This is a genomic window from Bordetella sp. (assembly GCF_051960075.1).
GTDB lineage: Bacteria > Pseudomonadota > Gammaproteobacteria > Burkholderiales > Burkholderiaceae_B > Bordetella.
Genome location: NZ_JBQCER010000038.1, coordinates 1 through 16,337 on the forward strand (window position 1 = coordinate 1; position 16,337 = coordinate 16,337).

The 16,337-nt window shown below is 65.8% G+C and carries 13 protein-coding genes and 1 pseudogene; 6 read left to right on the top strand and 8 right to left on the bottom strand.

Annotated features, from left to right (window positions below):
• On the bottom strand, positions 1 to 739 hold a 739-nt coding region (lplT, locus tag ACTHJ1_RS04705), incomplete at its 3' end, for a lysophospholipid transporter LplT (protein WP_440188434.1).
• 222 nt (positions 740 to 961) lie between these two features.
• Here lplT and smc point away from each other — a divergent pair.
• The 6 genes from smc (at position 962) to ACTHJ1_RS04735 (ending at position 11,108) form a co-directional block, all read left to right on the top strand.
• Positions 962 to 4,489, top strand: coding sequence for a chromosome segregation protein SMC (gene smc / locus ACTHJ1_RS04710; RefSeq protein WP_440188437.1), 3,528 nt, complete (start codon positions 962 to 964; stop codon positions 4,487 to 4,489).
• Between the two features lie 26 nt (positions 4,490 to 4,515).
• Positions 4,516 to 5,586: a cell division protein ZipA C-terminal FtsZ-binding domain-containing protein gene (locus ACTHJ1_RS04715; RefSeq protein WP_440188440.1), complete on the top strand. Its 1,071-nt coding sequence runs from the start codon at positions 4,516 to 4,518 to the stop codon at positions 5,584 to 5,586.
• A 128-nt stretch (positions 5,587 to 5,714) separates the two neighbouring features.
• Complete coding sequence (ligA, locus tag ACTHJ1_RS04720; RefSeq protein ID WP_440188467.1) at positions 5,715 to 7,751, top strand: NAD-dependent DNA ligase LigA; 2,037 nt, start codon at positions 5,715 to 5,717, stop codon at positions 7,749 to 7,751.
• A gap of 253 nt (positions 7,752 to 8,004) precedes the next feature.
• On the top strand, positions 8,005 to 8,766 hold the full coding sequence (locus ACTHJ1_RS04725) for a COG4705 family protein (protein WP_440188443.1): 762 nt from the start codon (positions 8,005 to 8,007) through the stop codon (positions 8,764 to 8,766).
• 104 nt (positions 8,767 to 8,870) lie between these two features.
• Positions 8,871 to 10,700 (top strand): nitrite/sulfite reductase, encoded by a 1,830-nt coding sequence (locus ACTHJ1_RS04730; RefSeq protein WP_440188446.1) that lies wholly within the window; start codon positions 8,871 to 8,873, stop codon positions 10,698 to 10,700.
• Positions 10,701 to 10,724: 24 nt separating this feature from the next.
• Positions 10,725 to 11,108 (top strand): DUF934 domain-containing protein, encoded by a 384-nt coding sequence (locus ACTHJ1_RS04735; protein WP_440188449.1) that lies wholly within the window; start codon positions 10,725 to 10,727, stop codon positions 11,106 to 11,108.
• A gap of 27 nt (positions 11,109 to 11,135) precedes the next feature.
• Here the strand turns inward: ACTHJ1_RS04735 and ureG are convergent, their stop codons facing one another.
• The 7 genes and pseudogenes from ureG to ACTHJ1_RS04770 all read right to left on the bottom strand — a co-directional run.
• Positions 11,136 to 11,765: an urease accessory protein UreG gene (gene ureG, locus ACTHJ1_RS04740; RefSeq protein WP_440188469.1), complete on the bottom strand. Its 630-nt coding sequence runs from the start codon at positions 11,763 to 11,765 to the stop codon at positions 11,136 to 11,138.
• 26 nt (positions 11,766 to 11,791) lie between these two features.
• Positions 11,792 to 12,502 carry an urease accessory protein UreF gene (locus ACTHJ1_RS04745; RefSeq protein WP_440188452.1) on the bottom strand — a complete coding sequence of 237 codons (711 nt, stop codon included), beginning with the start codon at positions 12,500 to 12,502 and terminating at the stop codon, positions 11,792 to 11,794.
• A complete protein-coding gene (ureE, locus tag ACTHJ1_RS04750) occupies positions 12,502 to 13,179 on the bottom strand; it encodes an urease accessory protein UreE (protein ID WP_440188455.1) in 678 nt (225 codons plus the stop codon). Before ureE ends, ACTHJ1_RS04745 begins: the two co-directional genes overlap by 1 nt.
• Before the next feature lie 36 nt (positions 13,180 to 13,215).
• A pseudogene (gene ureC / locus ACTHJ1_RS04755) lies at positions 13,216 to 14,915 on the bottom strand (urease subunit alpha).
• Entirely contained in the window at positions 14,912 to 15,223 is a 312-nt protein-coding gene (locus ACTHJ1_RS04760; RefSeq protein WP_440188458.1) for an urease subunit beta, read from the bottom strand. Before ACTHJ1_RS04760 ends, ureC begins: the two are co-directional and overlap by 4 nt.
• A 23-nt stretch (positions 15,224 to 15,246) precedes the next feature.
• The gene (locus tag ACTHJ1_RS04765) at positions 15,247 to 15,549 is read right to left on the bottom strand and encodes an urease subunit gamma (RefSeq protein ID WP_440188461.1); all 303 of its coding nucleotides are present in this window, start codon (positions 15,547 to 15,549) and stop codon (positions 15,247 to 15,249) included.
• A 39-nt stretch (positions 15,550 to 15,588) separates the two neighbouring features.
• Positions 15,589 to 16,337: urease accessory protein UreD (locus ACTHJ1_RS04770; protein WP_440188464.1), on the bottom strand; the 749-nt coding region annotated here is incomplete at its 5' end.

Below are 16,337 nucleotides of genomic sequence, written 5' to 3' on the forward strand. Positions count from 1 at the left end.
AGAACAGGGTGGTGACGGCCAGCGAGATCTGCCCCAGCTTGTCCTTCCATAGCACCCGCACATAGCCGTTGAACGCGCGTATCAGCTTGACGGGGTTCTTCTGCTGGCGCGGGTAGCGCACATGCGTCTGGGGAATCAGCAGATTGCACAGGGCTGCCGCCAGATACACCACGGAGATCGCCAGGATGGCGCCTTCGGCGGGCGTATGCACCACTTTACGGAAAATGGAGTGGTGCAGAAGCAGATTGGAGACGTGCGGCGAAATCAGCAGTCCGCCCAGCATGGTGCCGATGATGATGGACAGCACGGTCAGGCCTTCGATCCAGCTATTGCCCTTGACCAGCAGTTCGGGCGGGAGCATCTCGGTGACGATGCCGTACTTGGCGGGCGAGTAGGCCGCCGCGCCCACACCCACCAGCGCGTAGGCCAGGCAGACCAGGTAGGGCTGGTGCGCATGCGCCAGGCCCAGGCTGGCGTAGCAGAACATGAGCAGACAGCCGCAGACCTTGAGCGCGTTGGTCAGGAACATGACCCGGCCCTTAGGGAAGGAGTCGGCGAAGGCGCCCACGAAGGCAGCCAGAAGCACATAGGCCAAGGCGAAGGACCATTTCATGAACGGCGCCATCCAGCCCGGCCCCTTCAGCTCGATGATCAGGGCAATGGCAGCGATGAATAGCGCGTTGTCCGCCAGGGATGAAAAGGCCTGGGCGGCCATGACCAGATAAAACCCACGTTTCAAATCGTTTGTCCCCGCCTGCGACCGCTCCGGGGTTCTTGGCCCGGCCGGGTCGTGCAAGTAATGCAAAAAAGTGTGAGCGAGTATAGCCCCTAGCCTGGGGTATCATAGGCAAACAGCCTACCGGCCCCAGGTCGCGCACCCAGAGGGCCGGTTTCGTATCCGCGCGGCGCAGCCGTCCCGCTCGGTTATCCGGTCGATCACACCCATTGCCGTTTTTCAAAAGTGCGACTCACCCAGCTCAAACTCGCCGGTTTCAAGTCTTTCGTCGATCCCACCGTCATTCCCGTGCCCAGCCAGTTGGTCGGCGTGGTCGGGCCCAATGGTTGCGGCAAGTCCAACATCATCGATGCGGTGCGTTGGGTGCTGGGCGAGGCCAAGGCCTCCGAACTTCGCGGCGAGTCCATGCAGGACGTGATCTTCAACGGCTCGGGAAACCGCAAGCCGGCGGCGCGTGCCTCGGTCGAAATGGTGTTCGACAATAGCGAAGGCCGCGCGGCGGGACAGTGGAGCAGCTATGCCGAGATCGCCGTGCGCCGTGTGCTCACGCGCGACGGCACCAGCAGCTATTTCGTCAACAACCAGCAGGTGCGCCGGCGCGACATTCACGACATCTTCCTGGGCACCGGTCTGGGCGCGCGCGGCTACGCCATCATCGGCCAGGGCATGATCAACCGCCTGATCGAGGCCAAACCCGAAGAATTGCGGGTCTTCCTCGAAGAGGCCGCCGGCGTGTCGCGATACAAAGAGCGCCGCCGCGAAACCGAGAACCGTCTGTCCGATACGCGCGAGAATCTGACCCGCGTCGAAGACATCCTGCGCGAGCTGGGCAGCCAGCTGGAAAAGCTCGAGTCCCAGGCTGAGGTGGCGCAGCAGTACCGCGACCTGCAGGCCGACGGCGAGAAAAAGCAGTTCGCCCTGTGGTTCCTGAAAGAAAGCGGCGCGCGCGGCGAACGCGAAAAAAAGAGTCAGGAAATGATCCAGGCGCAGAACAACCTGGAATCGGCCATTGCCGCGTTGCGTGCCGGCGAAGCCGCGCTGGAATCGCGCCGCCAGGCGCATTACGCGGCCAGCGACGCATTGCATGCCGCGCAGGGCAAGTTGTACGAAGCCAATGCACAGGTCGGCACGCTTGAAGCCGAAATCCGCCATGTGGTCGATTCGCGCAACCGCCTGCAGGCTCGCCGCGACCAGCTCAACGCCCAGATCGCCGAATGGACGGCGCAACGCGAGCACTGCATCGAGCAGATCGCTGCGTCCGAGGAAGACCTGGCCGAAGGCCACGCCAAGACCGAAGAGGCTCGCGTGCAGGCCGAGGCGGCGCAAGCCGACCTGCCATCGGTCGAGGCGCGCGTGCGCGAGGCTGCGTCGAGCCGCGACGAGATGCGCGTGGCGCTGTCCAAGGTCGAGCAGAACCTGGCCCTGGCAGCACAGACCCAGCGCGATGCCGACCGTCAGCTTCAGGCCCTGGAGCAGCGCCGCGAGCGCCTGCAGCAGGAATTGCGCGAGATCGACGCGCCCGACGCGGCGCGCCTGGAACAACTGGCCGGCGACCGCGTCGCCGGTGAAGACCAGCTGGCGCAGGCGCAAAATGAACTGGCTGCGCTCGAGGCGCGCCTGCCCCAGGCCGACGCCGAACGCAGTCGCGCGCAAGAGGCGGTGCGGCGCGACGCGGAAGGCCTGGCTCGCCTTGAGGCCCGCCTGGCGGCGCTGCTCAAGCTGCAGGAAGACGTGCAGAAGCAGGGCGCGCTCGAACCCTGGTTGGCCAAGCACGAGCTGGCCAGCCTGTCGCGCTTGTGGCAGAAGCTGCACGTCGAATCGGGTTGGGAAACCGCCATCGAGGCCGTGCTGCGCGAGCGCATGGCTGCGCTGGAAGTGCGCAGCCTGGACTGGGCGCGCGCCTTTGCCGACGATGCGCCGCCTGCGCGTCTGGCTTTTTATCAGGTGCCGCCTGCGGCCCCGGCGCCCGCGGTGCCGGCGGGCCTCACGCCCCTGGCCAGCCTGTTGCGCATCAACGATCCCGATTTGCGCGCGCTGCTCAACGACTGGCTGCGCAACGTCTACCTCGCCAATGACCTGCCCCAGGCGCTGGCCGCGCGTGCCACGCTGCCCGCGGGCGCGGCCCTGGTGGTCAAGGCCGGGCATCTGGTCGATGCCCATAGCGTGCGTTTTTACGCACCCGACTCCGAGCAGGCGGGCTTGCTGGCGCGTCAGCAGGAAATCGAAAACCTGCAGCGTGAGATCAAGGCGCAACAGCTTATTGCCGACCAGGCCCGCGCTGCGGCCGCGCAGGCCGAGAGTGCCTGGCAACAAGCATCGCAAGCCGTGGGCCCAGCCCGCACGCGGGTGGCCGAGATCACGCGTCGTGTGCACGACATACAGCTCGAGCACTCGCGCCTGCAGCAGCAGGCAGAACAATCGGGCGAGCGCGCCTCGCGCTTGAACGAAGATCTGGCCGAGATCGCCGCGCAGGAAGAAGACCTGCGCGCCACGCGCGAAGACGCCGAGGCGCGCTTCGAGGCGCTGGACGCCGAGCTGGCCGAGCACCAATCGCGCTTTGCCGATGCCGAGATCTCGGGCGAAGACCTGGCTGCGCAGGCCGAGGCCGCCCGCGCGCGCCTGCGCGAGCTCGAACGCGCCGCGCAGGAAACCGAATTCGCTGCGCGCGGCATCCAGGCGCGCATCGAAGATCTCAGGCGCAATATGCAGTTGGCTGCCGACCAGAGCCAGCGCGGCCTGGCCGAACTTGAACACTTGCAGCGCGACCTGGCCGAGCTCGACGCCTCGGCTTCGCAGGCCGGTCTGCAGGAAGCCCTGGAAATCCGCGCCGAGCGCGAAGAAGCGCTGGCGCTGGCGCGCCAGGAACTCGACAATCTTTCCGCGCTGATGCGCGGCGCCGACGAAGAGCGCATGCAGCAGGAGCGCGCGCTCGAACCGCTGCGCGCCCGCATCACCGAGCTGCAGCTCGAAGAGCAGGCTGCCCGCCTGGCCGAAGAACAGTTCACCGAGCAGCTCAACAACCGCGAAGTCGACCGCGAGGGGCTGGCTCAGGAACTGGCCGCCATGCCTGACGAATGGCGCCGCGCCAGTTGGCTGCAGTCCGAAGTGGGGCGCATCTCGCGTCAGATCGAGGCGCTGGGCCCGGTGAATCTGGCCGCGCTGGACGAACTGACCAGCTCGCGCGAGCGCAAGGGTTTCCTGGATGCGCAGCAGACCGACTTGACCACGGCCATCGACACGCTGGAAGACGCCATCCGCAAGATCGACCGCGAAACGCGCGAATTGCTGCAGCAGACCTTCGACACCGTCAACGGCCATTTCGGCGAGCTGTTCCCGCGTCTGTTCGGCGGCGGCGAAGCCAAACTCTCCATGACCGGCGACGAAATTCTAGACGCCGGCGTGCAGGTAATGGCGCAGCCGCCGGGCAAGCGCAACAGCACCATCCATCTGCTTTCGGGCGGCGAAAAAGCGCTCACTGCCACCGCGCTGGTGTTTGCCTTGTTCAAGCTCAACCCTGCGCCCTTCTGCCTGCTCGACGAAGTGGACGCGCCGCTGGACGACGCCAATACCGAGCGCTACGCCAATCTGGTCAGCGCCATGAGCGAGCAGACCCAGTTTCTCTTCATTTCGCACAACAAGATCGCGATGCAGATGGCCAAGCAGCTCGTCGGAGTTACGATGCAAGAGCAGGGAGTCTCTCGTATCGTGGCGGTGGATATCGATTCGGCGGTTCAGATGGCCGCCGCGGCCTGATCGCGTTTAGCACGAGGCATAGCGACATGAGTGAATTGCAGATTGGTCTGATCGCGCTGGGCGTGCTCTTCATCCTGCTGGTGTTGGGTTTCAACTGGTGGCAGGACCATCGGGTGCGGCGCAAGATGCAGGTGCATTTTCCCGGCAGCGACAAGGACCCGCTGTTGGGCGACGACGCACCGCGGGCGCAAGGCGCCGCGGCCCACGCACCGTCGGTGATGGCGATGCGCCGCGAACCGGGCATGGGTTCGGGCAGCAACGAGACGATGACCGCTTCTAGCGCCGAATCCGACGACCTGCAGGAACCGGATCCGGCCTGCGAGGTCGTCATCGACGTGCGTTTCGGCGGTCCGGTGCGCGGCGTCGACCTGCAGGCTGCGCTCATCGGCTTCAACAAGGCCGGCCGCAAGACGGTGCGCGTCTTCGCCGAAACCGACACGCAGCATCACCGCGCCCGCCTGTATCCCGAAGAGTCCTATGTTTCGGTGCAGCTGGCCGTTCTGCTGGCGAACCGCAGCGGGCCGCTGACGGCCATCGAGTGGTCGCAGGCCTGGTCGCGCGCCGAAGATCTGTCCGAGCGCTTCGAAGGCACCCTGGAGGGGCCCGATCAGCAGGTCGTGCTGGAGCAGGCCGCCAAGCTGGACGATGCCTGCGCTGCGCTGGATACCCAGGTGGGCCTGACCTTATCGATGGCGACGCCGCAGCCCATGGTGCAGATCATCGGCGTTGCGCAGGGACTGGGCTTTGTGGCCGATGGCACGAGACTGGTCTGGCCGTCCAACCAGAACCAGGTGTGCTTTACGCTGCTGCGCGCCGACGGCGCAGCGATGGAAACCGGCACGGGTGCGACCGATCGCCTCTATCTGCTGCTGGATGTGCCCTGCAGCCCTGCAGATCCGCGCGCCTTCGGCCGCATGGTCGACGTGGGCCGCGAGCTGGCGTCCCGTCTGGGGGCCGAACTGGTCGACGATCACGGCAAGCCTCTGGCCGCGGGAGCCGAAGCCGGCATCGACGAGCGTCTGCAGGTGCTGTTCCAGCAGCTCGACCAGGCAGGGCTCACGGCCGGCGGTGAACGCGCGCTGAGGGTGTTCGCGTGAATGTGCCTGTCGCCGGGCCGTCCCAAGGCGGACCCGGCCCTCTCGCAGGGCAGCAGACCGAAGGCGCACCATCGGGTTGGCAATCTACGGATGGCCCAGCGCAACGAGTCGCCGACCTCAGGCGCGAGATCAACGAACATAACATTCGCTATTACGTTTACGACGAGCCGTCGGTCTCGGATGCCGACTACGACGCGCTGATGCGCGAACTTCAGACGCTGGAAGCTGCGCATCCCGAACTGCTGACGCCCGACTCGCCCACGCAGCGTGTGGGCGCCGCGCCGCTGACCGAGTTCGGCAGCGTGCGCCACGCGGTGCCCATGCTGTCGCTGGGCAATGCGTTCGAGCCCGACGAGGTCGGAGCCTTCGACAAGCGCGTGGCCGATACGCTGCGGGGCGCGGGTCTGCTGGGCGCGGATGCGCGCGTGAATTACTTCTGCGAACTCAAGCTCGACGGTCTGGCGATCAGCCTGCGCTACGAGAACGGCGAACTGGTACAAGCCGCTACGCGCGGCGATGGCCAGGAAGGCGAGGATGTCACCGCCAATATCCGCACCATTCGCGCCATACCCCTGCGTTTGCAGGGCACGCCGCCGCGCGTGCTGGAAGTGCGCGGCGAGGTGCTGATGAACCGCGCCGATTTCGAGCGTCTGAACCAGGCCCAGGCGGCGCGCGGCGAAAAGGTCTTCGTCAATCCGCGCAATGCCGCCGCGGGCAGCCTGCGCCAGCTCGATCCGCGCATCACCGCGCGGCGGCCTTTGCGCTTTTTCACGTACGGCTGGGGTGAAATCCGCGGCGTGCCGAGTTCGGACCGCGCGCAATCCGACATGCTCGCGGCCTCGACCGACGACGCCGTTCTGCCGCGCGACACGCACGGGGGTATGTTGCAGTGGCTGGCCGGCTTCGGCCTGCCGGTCAACGTCAAGCACAATCATCAGGCCCAGGGCGCGGCGGAACTGCTGGCGTTTTACGAGCGCGTCGGCCGCATTCGTCCCGACCTGCCCTACGACATCGACGGCGTGGTCTACAAGGTCGACGCTTTGGCCGCGCAGAAAGTGCTGGGTTTCGTCGCGCGCGCGCCGCGCTTTGCCGTGGCCCATAAATTTCCGGCCGAAGAGGCCACCACGCAATTGCTGGACATCGAAGTGCAGGTGGGCCGCACCGGCGCGATTACCCCTGTCGCGCGCCTGGCGCCGGTCTTCGTGGGCGGGGTCACCGTCACCAACGCCACGCTGCACAACGAAGACGAGATCCGTCGCAAGGACGTGCGCGTGGGCGATACCGTGATCGTGCGACGCGCCGGCGATGTGATCCCCGAAGTGGTGGGGCCCGTGCTGGAAAAACGCGCGGGCGATCTGCCGCTGTTCGTCATGCCCACAGTCTGCCCTGTGTGCGGATCGGCCGTCGAAAAGCTGGAAGACGAGGCCATTGCGCGCTGCACCGGCGGCCTGTTCTGCGCGGCGCAGCGCAAGCAGACCTTGCAGCACGCGGCAAGTCGCAAGGCGCTGGACATCGAAGGCCTGGGCGAGAAGCTGGTGGACCAACTGGTCGATAGCGGGCGCGTCAAATCGTTGGCCGATATCTACGGCCTCAAAGTCGAAGAACTGGCCGCGCTGGATCGCATGGGGCAGAAGTCCGCCGAGAACCTGGTACAGGCCATAGACCAGGCCCGCAGGCCCACGCTGGGTCGTCTGCTGTTCGCCCTGGGCATACGCCATGTGGGCGAAACCACCGCGCGAGATACCGCGCGCCATTTCGGCTCCCTCGACGCTGTCCTCGATGCCGACGAGCAGGCCCTGCTGGCCGTGCCCGATGTGGGGCCGGTGGTCGCGGGCTCGATACGCCGCTTTTTCATCGAGCCGCACAATCGCGAAATCGTCGCGAAGCTGCGCGAGCAGGGCGTGGAGCCTATCGCCGAAACCGAGCCCCAGAGCACGTCGCTGGCCGGCAAGACTTTCGTTCTCACCGGCACGCTGCCCACCTGGTCGCGCGACGACGCCACGCGCCATATCCTGGCCGCGGGCGGCAAGGTGAGCGGATCCGTGTCGAAGAAGACGGCCTATGTCGTGGCCGGAGAAGATGCGGGCAGCAAGCTCGCCAAGGCGCAGGAGCTGGGCGTGGCCGTGCTCGACGAGGACGGTTTGAAGGCCTTGCTGGGGCTTTGATCGCGCGTGCACGGCCCATGGCCCGCGGCTGGGCGGGCGCGGGTCTATGGTCGGAGGCGCATGAACGGCCGTCCGGCCGTGCCGGGAAACAGCATGAAGTCTTCAAGGGCGGGCGAAGCGCCGATTTAATCGGCGCTTAATCATCGTTCGCGCACAATCGCCGCTCGTCACCCTAACTCTAGCGAAACAGCGCAGCGATTCGATGAAACAATCCGAACATTCCCACCGAGGTCTCTGGCAAAAATCCGGATTCATGACAGATTCCTTGATGTCCAAGGTGCCCGAAGTCACGTTCATGTTCTGGATCATCAAGATCCTGACGACCGCGATGGGCGAGGCGACCTCCGATTTTCTGGTCCACTGGAATCCGGTTGCCGGCGTGCTGCTCGGCGCGTTCGGCCTTGTCGTTGCCTTCGTGCTGCAATATCGTCAGACACGCTATGTAGCCTGGATCTACTGGTTTCTCGTTGTCATGGTGGCCATTGTGGGAACGATGGCGGCCGATGTCATGCACGCCATCATCGGCGTGCCGTTCGTCTATTCCACTTTGGGATTCTCTATCGTCCTGGGCGCGGTTTTCCTGCTGTGGTATCGCAGCGAAGGCAGTCTTTCGATTCATCACATCACCACGCGCCGCCGCGAACTCTTTTACTGGCTTACGATTTGTGCGACCTTCGCCCTCGGCACCGCAGCCGGGGACATGACGGCGGCGACGCTGAAACTGGGCTTTTTCCTATCGGGCCTGCTGTTTCTCGCGCTTTTCCTGGCGCCGGCTGTCGGCTGGCGCTTTTTCGGCCTCAACGACGTCGTTGCCTTCTGGTTCTCTTACATCATGACGCGGCCGCTGGGCGCGTCCTTTGCGGATTGGGTCGGCAAACCCGTGCAGATCAGCGGCCTGGGTTATGGCGATGGAATCGTGGGCCTGGTTCTTACGCTGCTGATTCTCCTGTGTTTGGGTCTCGGCGCGGGCAGCCGCTCGGGCCGGCAGCCAAGCCATATACAGAACAGCGCATAAGAAAAACACCAAACTATCGTTTGGTTTTATATGAGGTCCATCTAGAGTGTGGTCTGTTACAGGCCCGCCTGGCGCCAGGCGGGCCTTGATCCGAGACAGACACGATGTATCAGCACACCGAATTCGACAAACAATTCATTCGCCTGCGCGCCGAACAGTTCCGCGATCAGATCGAGCGTTGGCAGGCAGGCAAACTGTCCGAAGAACAATTTCGTCCGCTGCGCCTGCAAAACGGCTGGTATGTGCAGCGTTACGCTCCCATGCTGCGCGTGGCGGTGCCGTATGGCGAACTGTCGAGCGCGCGGCTGCGCGTACTCGCGCGCGTGGCGCGCGAGTACGACCGACCCGATCCCGAGCTGCTGGCGCGTGCCCAGACCACGCAGGATCTGCTGGGCGACATTCCGTTGGCCGACGGCCGGCGCATCGGATCCAGGCTCAAGTATGGCTACGGCCACTTCACCACACGCACCAACGTGCAGTTCAACTGGATCCCGCTGTCCAAGGCGGCGGACGTCATGGAGCTGCTGGCCACGGTGGGCCTGCACGGCATCCAGACCAGCGGCAACTGCATTCGCAACATCAATAGCGATGCGCTCGCGGGCATCGCGGTGGACGAAATCGCCGACCCGCGGCCGTTCACCGAGATCCTGCGCCAGTGGAGCTCGCTGCATCCCGAGTTCAGTTTCCTGCCGCGCAAGTTCAAGGTGTCGATCAACGGCGCCGAAGAAGACCGCGCCGCGCTGGGCTGGTACGACGTAGGCCTGCAACTGGTCAGGAACGAGACGGCCGAACTGGGTTTCAGGGTGCGGGTGGGCGGCGGCATGGGGCGCACGCCCGTCATCGGCACCGTGCTGCGCGAATTCCTGCCCTGGAACCAGCTCATGAACTACCTGGAGGCCGTGATCCGCGTCTACAACCGCTACGGCCGGCGCGATAACGCCTGGAAGGCGCGTATCAAGATCCTGGTCAAGTCCGAAGGTCAAGCTTATATCGATCAGGTGGAAGAAGAGTACCGCCAGATCGTCGACGTGGAAGGCGGGCCCCATACGATTACCCAGGACGAATACGACCGCGTGGCTGCCGGCTTCGTCGAACCCGAACTCGACCTGCCTGCCGAAGATGCCGCCGCCCGGGCCGCGACCGAAGCCATGCTGCGCACGCAGGCGCAGGCGGACAAGAACTTCGGCCGTTGGCTGCACAGCAATGTGCGTGCGCACCGACATCCTCAGTTGCGCGCGGTGTTGCTGTCGTTCAAGCGCCCCGGCTATGCGCCGGGCGACGCCACCGCCGACCAGATGGACGCGGCCGCGCAATTGGCCGACCAGTTCTCCGCCGGCGAAATACGCGTCACGCACGAGCAGAACCTGCTCTTGCCGTGGGTGCGCCACGACCAGCTCGTGCAGGTCTACCAGGCTGCCAAAGCGCTGGGCCTGGCCAAGGCCAATATCGGGTTGCTGACCGACATGATCGCCTGCCCCGGCGGCGATTTCTGCGCGCTCGCCAATGCGCGCAGCCTGCCGATCGCCGAAGCGATCACCGAGCGCTACCAGGACCTGGACGAACTTTGGGACCTGGGCCAGATCGACCTGCACATCAGCGGCTGCATCAACAGCTGCGGACATCACCACAGCGGTCATATCGGCATCCTCGGCGTGGATAAGGACGGCAAGGAGTGGTATCAGGTCACGCTGGGCGGCGCCGACGGCTCGACGCTCTCTGGCCCGGCGCAGCCCGGCAAGATCATCGGCCCGTCGTTCTCCGCATCCGAGGTGCCCGGCGTGATCGAAGCGCTGCTCGACACCTACCGCGAACAGCGCCAGCCGCTGGAGGATGGCTTGCACGAAACCTTTATCGCCACGGTGCGCCGCATCGGCATCGAACCCTTCAAGGCCGCCGCCAATGCCGCGCGCCATGTTGCCGAGGCACACGCCTGAGGCGATTTTCACTCGAGACGCATCATGAAAATCATCGCAGCCGCCGAACATCAGATACCGGCCAACGACTCCCGGGCCATTGAACTGCCCAACGACGCCGACCCTCTGGCGATCGATCTCTCGGGCGTGGCGCGCATCGACCTGAGCTTTCCCAAGTTTACGGACGGCCGCGCCTACAGCCAGGCACGCCTGCTACGCCAGCGCCTGGGCTTCAAGGGCGAGATCCGCGCCACCGGCGACGTGTTGATCGACCAGCTCGTGCACATGGCGCGCTGCGGCTTCGACGTGGCCGTGCTGAGCGAAGGCGTGGATGTGTCGGACGCCGAGCGTCAGTTCGAGCGCTTCAAGGGGTTCTATCAGGGCGACGTGTCTGAGCCGCTGCCGCGCTTCAGGCGGGCGGCAGCCTGAGCCGACGGCGCTTGCCCGGCCGGCTCGTCATATCGTGAGCAGACCCCGGGCTTCGATGAACTGGACGATGCGATCGAGTCCTGCCCTGGATTTCATATCGCTCATCACATAAGGCCTGGCGCCGCGCATGCGCCGGGTGTCTTCTTCCATGATTGTCAGCGAGGCGCCCACCAGCGGCGCCAGATCGGTCTTGTTGACAATCAGCAGGTCGCTTTTGGTGATGCCCGGCCCACCCTTGCGCGGAATCTTCTCGCCGCCGGCGACATCGATCACGTAAAGCGTGAGATCCGACAGTTCGGGGCTGAAGGTGGCGGCCAGGTTGTCGCCGCCCGATTCGATGAAGACGATATCGGCATCGGGAAACTTCTCCAGCATGACCTCGACCGCGTGCAGATTGATGGAGGCGTCTTCGCGGATGGCGGTATGCGGGCAGCCGCCGGTTTCCACGCCCATGATGCGCTCGGGAGGCAGGGCCCCCGCGACAGTCAGCAGGCGCTGGTCTTCCTTGGTGTAGATGTCGTTGGTGATGACCACCAGGTCGTACTTTTCGCGCATGGCCTTGCACAGCATTTCGAGCAGGGTGGTCTTGCCCGAACCGACCGGGCCGCCGATGCCCACGCGCAGGGGGGGATTTTTCTTGGTGCGTGCTTGCATGATCGGATGATGATCCATGGATACGTTGTTCAGGAACGGAAGAGGCGCGAATACTGCGTCTCGTGCCGGGATGACAGGATGCCCAGCATGGGGGCGAAGGTGCTGATGTCGTCGTCGGCGCAATCGAGCGTGCGCTGCGCCGCCCGGGCGACGGCTTCGCGCAGGCCGTACAGGATGCGCTGGCCGGCAACCTGGCCCAGCGGAATCGCCTTGAGCGCGGCCGCGACCTGGTTTTCCAGCCAGGCATAGAGCCATGCGGTCAACGCGTGCGCGTCGTCGATGCCTAGAACCGTGGCGGCGTAGGCATAGGCGGTCGGCAGCGCGATCGGCTTCAGGCCGGCGAGCCGGGCGCGCAGATCGGGACTGCCCCATTCCAGGTCTTGCGCCAGGCGTGCGAGCGAACCGCCCATCTGCTCGGTTTCCAGGCGCAGCTCGGAGGACTCGCGCCAGGCCAGCAGCGTGTCGTTGTGCCGGCGCGCCGCGGCCATGTCGTCCTGGCGCCAGGCGCGGCATAGCCTGAGCAGCAAAACCGCTTCGCCGCCGGCCAGCAGGTCCAGCCCTGCGGCGATCCAGCGTCGGGCGCTGTCGGCATCGACGACCAGGCCGGCTTCGATGGCGGCTTCCAGCGCCTGCGAATAGCTGAAGGCGCCGATGGGCAGGGCCGGCGAGGCCAGCTGCAGCAGGGCAGCCAGCTCGTGCAGGGCCGGTGCGCCGGTGGAATCGTCGCCGGAGGAGATCATCAGTGCTTGTGTCCTTGGCCGTGCGCGTGGTCATGGCCGCCGGCGTGATCGTGATCGTGTGGGTGATCATCGTGATCGTGATCGTGCGAGTGGCCATGCGAGTGGCCGTGCGCAGGATCATGATCGCAATCCGGCCCGTGCGCATGATCATGCGCATGATCGTGCCCGTGCCGATGCGCATACGCCTCCTGCGCCAGGGCCTGGTCCTGCTCGAACGTCGCGTCGTGTCCGTGCCTGTGGCCGCCGCCGTAGGCGCCGGCCTCGGGGTCGAAAGCCTCTTGCGCTTCGGTGACCTGCACGCCCAGGCGCAGCAGCATGTCCCGCAGCACCGGGTCGTACTCGAGCCGCAAGGTGTCCGCCTCGATCTGCACGGGTGTATGACGATTGCCCAGGTGATAGGCGGCGCGCAGCAGCAACAGCGGATCGGAACTGGCCACGCGCATCACGGGCTGCGGGGCTGCAGCCACCTGCACCAGCGTGCCGTCGGTGGCCACCAGCATGGCCCCGTGCCGCAGGATGGTGCCGCGCGGCAGGAACAGGGCGGCCTCGCGCCCGTCGTCCAGGGTCGCCGCCAGGCGGCTGCGGCAACGGTCTTCATAAGGCAGCGTAAGCAGGGCGGCGCGCTTGCGCAGTGCCGTGGCGACCGTGCCCGCCATGATTTTTTCGATGCGAAGCATATTCAGGCGCTCATAAAAACAAAGACAACGCCAAATCTAGAACAAGAAATACCGCTGCGCCATAGGCAGCACCGTCGCCGGTTCGCACGTCAGGAGCTGCCCGTCGGCCACCACTTGATAGGTTTCGGGATCGACTTCGATCCTGGGCATCCAGTCGTTGTGGATCATGTCTTTCTTGCCCTTGCCGCGTATGCCCTTGACGGGCACCACGCGTCGGGCGAGGCGGTACTTGCCGGCCACGCCGGCGTCGAATGCGGCCTGCGAGACAAAAGTGATGGAATTGCGCGTCAGGCCGCCGGCGCGCGCGCCGAACATCTCGCGGTAATGCACCGGCTGCGGCGTGGGTATGGATGCGTTCGGATCGCCCATGAGCGCCATGGTGATCTGCCCGCCCTTGAGCACCAGTTCGGGCTTGACGCCGAAGAAGGCCGGGTCCCACAGCACCAGGTCGGCCCATTTGCCCGGTTCCACCGAGCCTACCTCGTGCGCGATGCCGTGCGTGATGGCCGGGTTGATGGTGTACTTGGCGACATAGCGCCGCGCCCGGATATTGTCGGCCAGCCCGTCGCCGGGCAGGGCGCCGCGCTGGGCCTTCATCTTGTGGGCCGTCTGCCAGGTGCGCAGAATGGTCTCGCCGATGCGTCCCATGGCCTGAGAGTCCGACGACATCATCGAAATCGCGCCCAGGTCGTGCAGGATGTCTTCGGCCGCGATGGTCTCGCGGCGGATGCGCGACTCGGCGAAGGCCACGTCCTCGGCGATGCCGGCATCCAGGTGGTGGCACACCATCAGCATGTCCAGGTGCTCGTCCACCGTGTTCACGGTGTAGGGCCGTGTCGGGTTGGTCGAGGAGGGCAGCACGTTGGCGTGGCCTGCGATCTTGATGATGTCGGGTGCGTGGCCGCCTCCCGCGCCTTCGGTGTGATAGGTGTGGATCGTGCGGCCGGCGATGGCATCCACGGTGGCCTCGATGAAGCCGCCCTCGTTGAGCGTGTCGGTATGGATGGCCACCTGCGTGTCGGTCTGGTCCGCGACCGACAGCGCGCAGTCGATCGCGGCCGGCGTCGAGCCCCAGTCTTCATGCAGCTTCAGTCCGATGGCCCGGCCTCGATCTGTTCGACGAGCGGCCCAGGCTGGCTGACGTTGCCCTTGCCCAGCAGGCCGATATTGATGGGCCAACCGTCCACGGCGGCCAGCATCTGCTCGATGTGCCAGGGTCCGGGCGTGACGGTGGTGGCGTTGGTGCCCGTGGCGGGGCCGGTGCCGCCGCCCAGCAGCGTGGTGATGCCGGCGGTCAATGCCTCGTCGATGAGCTGCGGGCAGATGAAATGCACATGCGAATCGATGCCGCCGGCGGTCAGGATCTTGCCCTCGCCGGCGATGATCTCGGTGGCCGCGCCGATGACGATGTCCACGCCCGGCTGGATGTCGGGGTTGCCGGCCTTGCCGATGCGCAGGATGCGGCCGTCCTTGATGCCCACGTCGGCCTTGACGATGCCCCAGTGGTCGAGGATGAGGGCGTTGGTGATGACGGTGTCGGCCACTTGCGCGGCCATGCGCTGCGACTGGCCCATGCCGTCGCGGATGACCTTGCCGCCGCCGAATTTCACTTCCTCGCCGTAGATGGTGTAGTCGCGCTCGACGGCGATCAGCAGGTCCGTGTCGGCCAGCCGTACCCGGTCGCCCGTGGTCGGTCCGAACATTTCCGCGTAGGCGCGGCGCCCGATCTTGCTCATGATTGCAGTTTCCCCATGATCTTGCCGGCAAAGCCATAGACGGCGCGTTCGCCCGCGAGTTCGACGAGTTCTACCGTGCGCGACTGGCCCGGCTCGAAACGCACGGCGGTGCCGGCGGTGATGTTCAGGCGAAATCCGCGCGCGGCCGCCCGATCGAACTGCAGCGCGTCGTTGACTTCATGAAAGTGGTAATGCGAGCCCACCTGCACGGGGCGGTCGCCGGTGTTGGCAACCGTCACCGTGCGCGTGGCGCGGCCTGCGTTGATTTCGATTTCGCCGTCCAGCGGCAGGATTTCTCCGGGAATCATGGTGCGTCCTTGCGTTGACTGCATCAAGCGATGGGGTGGTGCACGGTGACCAGCTTGGTGCCGTCGGGAAACGTGGCCTCGATCTGCACGTCCGGGATCATCTCCGGCACGCCCTCCATCACGTCTTCGCGGGTGAGCAGGGTGGTCCCGTAGTCCATCAGCTCGGCCACGCTGCGGCCGTCGCGCGCGCCTTCCATCAGCGCGGCGCTGAGATAGGCTACCGCCTCGGGATGATTGAGCTTGAGGCCGCGCGCGCGGCGCCGCTCGGCCAGCAGCGCGGCGGTGAAGATCAGCAGCTTGTCTTTTTCTCGCGGAGTCAGTTTCATGATGAGACGGCTGTGTATGTGGCGTCGAAGGGAAGGAGTTCAGGTGGCCCAGAGGCGCAAGGCCCGACCGGGAACGCCGTGGACCAGCGGCCGCAGCCGCAGCCATAGCTGTTTGAAAAGCCGCTGCATGGATTCGGGTTCGCGGGCGATGGCGCGCACCAGCAGCAGGCCGCCGGGCAGGGCGGTGGCGCCGGCGCGCAGTGCGTCGTCGAAAGGGAGCGAATCGGCCAGCGATTGCGCCAGGTCGGGCGTGCAGGCCGGCCCCGCAGCCCAGAGCGTGCCGTAGGCGGGACGGCCGTCCAGGCCTTGCGGCGCATCGAGCATGGGGCTGGCGCTGTGCAGGACCTGGCGTTCCTCCCATAGCGGCCGTCCGTCAGGTCCGACGATGCGAGTCAGCGCATGCAGGCTGGCATGGTTCCAGGCCTCGCCGCTGGCGCGGCGACCCAGCAGCGCGGCGTCCCAGCCCAGCGCCGTGGCGCCGGCTTCCAGGCGCAGCGTCGATTGCTGGCGCGCGTGGCTGTCGTTGAAAAAAATATTGTCCAGCGGCAGCCAGTCGAGCCGGGCATTGCGCCGTAAGGTGATGTCGATGGTCTGGCTTGCCGGGCGATCCGGCGCGCTTTTGTACCACTTGGTGGCGCCGGGCGTGGTGAGCAGGGCGTGGGCGGCGGGCTGCACGTCGAGCGCGATGTGCAGCGTGTCGCCGGCCGCCAGGCCGCCCGGGGGATGCACGATCACGGCGTGGCAGATGCCGCCGCCTTCGGGATAGAGCGGCTTTTGCACCGTAAGAG

Excerpts from the sequence above, each read along its gene's own strand:
- ACTHJ1_RS04735 (WP_440188449.1), top strand. The coding sequence starts at position 10,725 with ATGAAAATCATCGCAGCCGCCGAACATCAGATACCGGCCAACGACTCC.
- ureE (WP_440188455.1), bottom strand. The coding sequence starts at position 13,179 with ATGCTTCGCATCGAAAAAATCATGGCGGGCACGGTCGCCACGGCACTG.
- ACTHJ1_RS04745 (WP_440188452.1), bottom strand. The coding sequence starts at position 12,502 with ATGATCTCCTCCGGCGACGATTCCACCGGCGCACCGGCCCTGCACGAG.
- ACTHJ1_RS04725 (WP_440188443.1), top strand. The coding sequence starts at position 8,005 with ATGACAGATTCCTTGATGTCCAAGGTGCCCGAAGTCACGTTCATGTTC.
- ACTHJ1_RS04715 (WP_440188440.1), top strand. The coding sequence starts at position 4,516 with ATGAGTGAATTGCAGATTGGTCTGATCGCGCTGGGCGTGCTCTTCATC.
- ACTHJ1_RS04760 (WP_440188458.1), bottom strand. The coding sequence starts at position 15,223 with ATGATTCCCGGAGAAATCCTGCCGCTGGACGGCGAAATCGAAATCAAC.
- ACTHJ1_RS04730 (WP_440188446.1), top strand. The coding sequence starts at position 8,871 with ATGTATCAGCACACCGAATTCGACAAACAATTCATTCGCCTGCGCGCC.
- ACTHJ1_RS04765 (WP_440188461.1), bottom strand. The coding sequence starts at position 15,549 with ATGAAACTGACTCCGCGAGAAAAAGACAAGCTGCTGATCTTCACCGCC.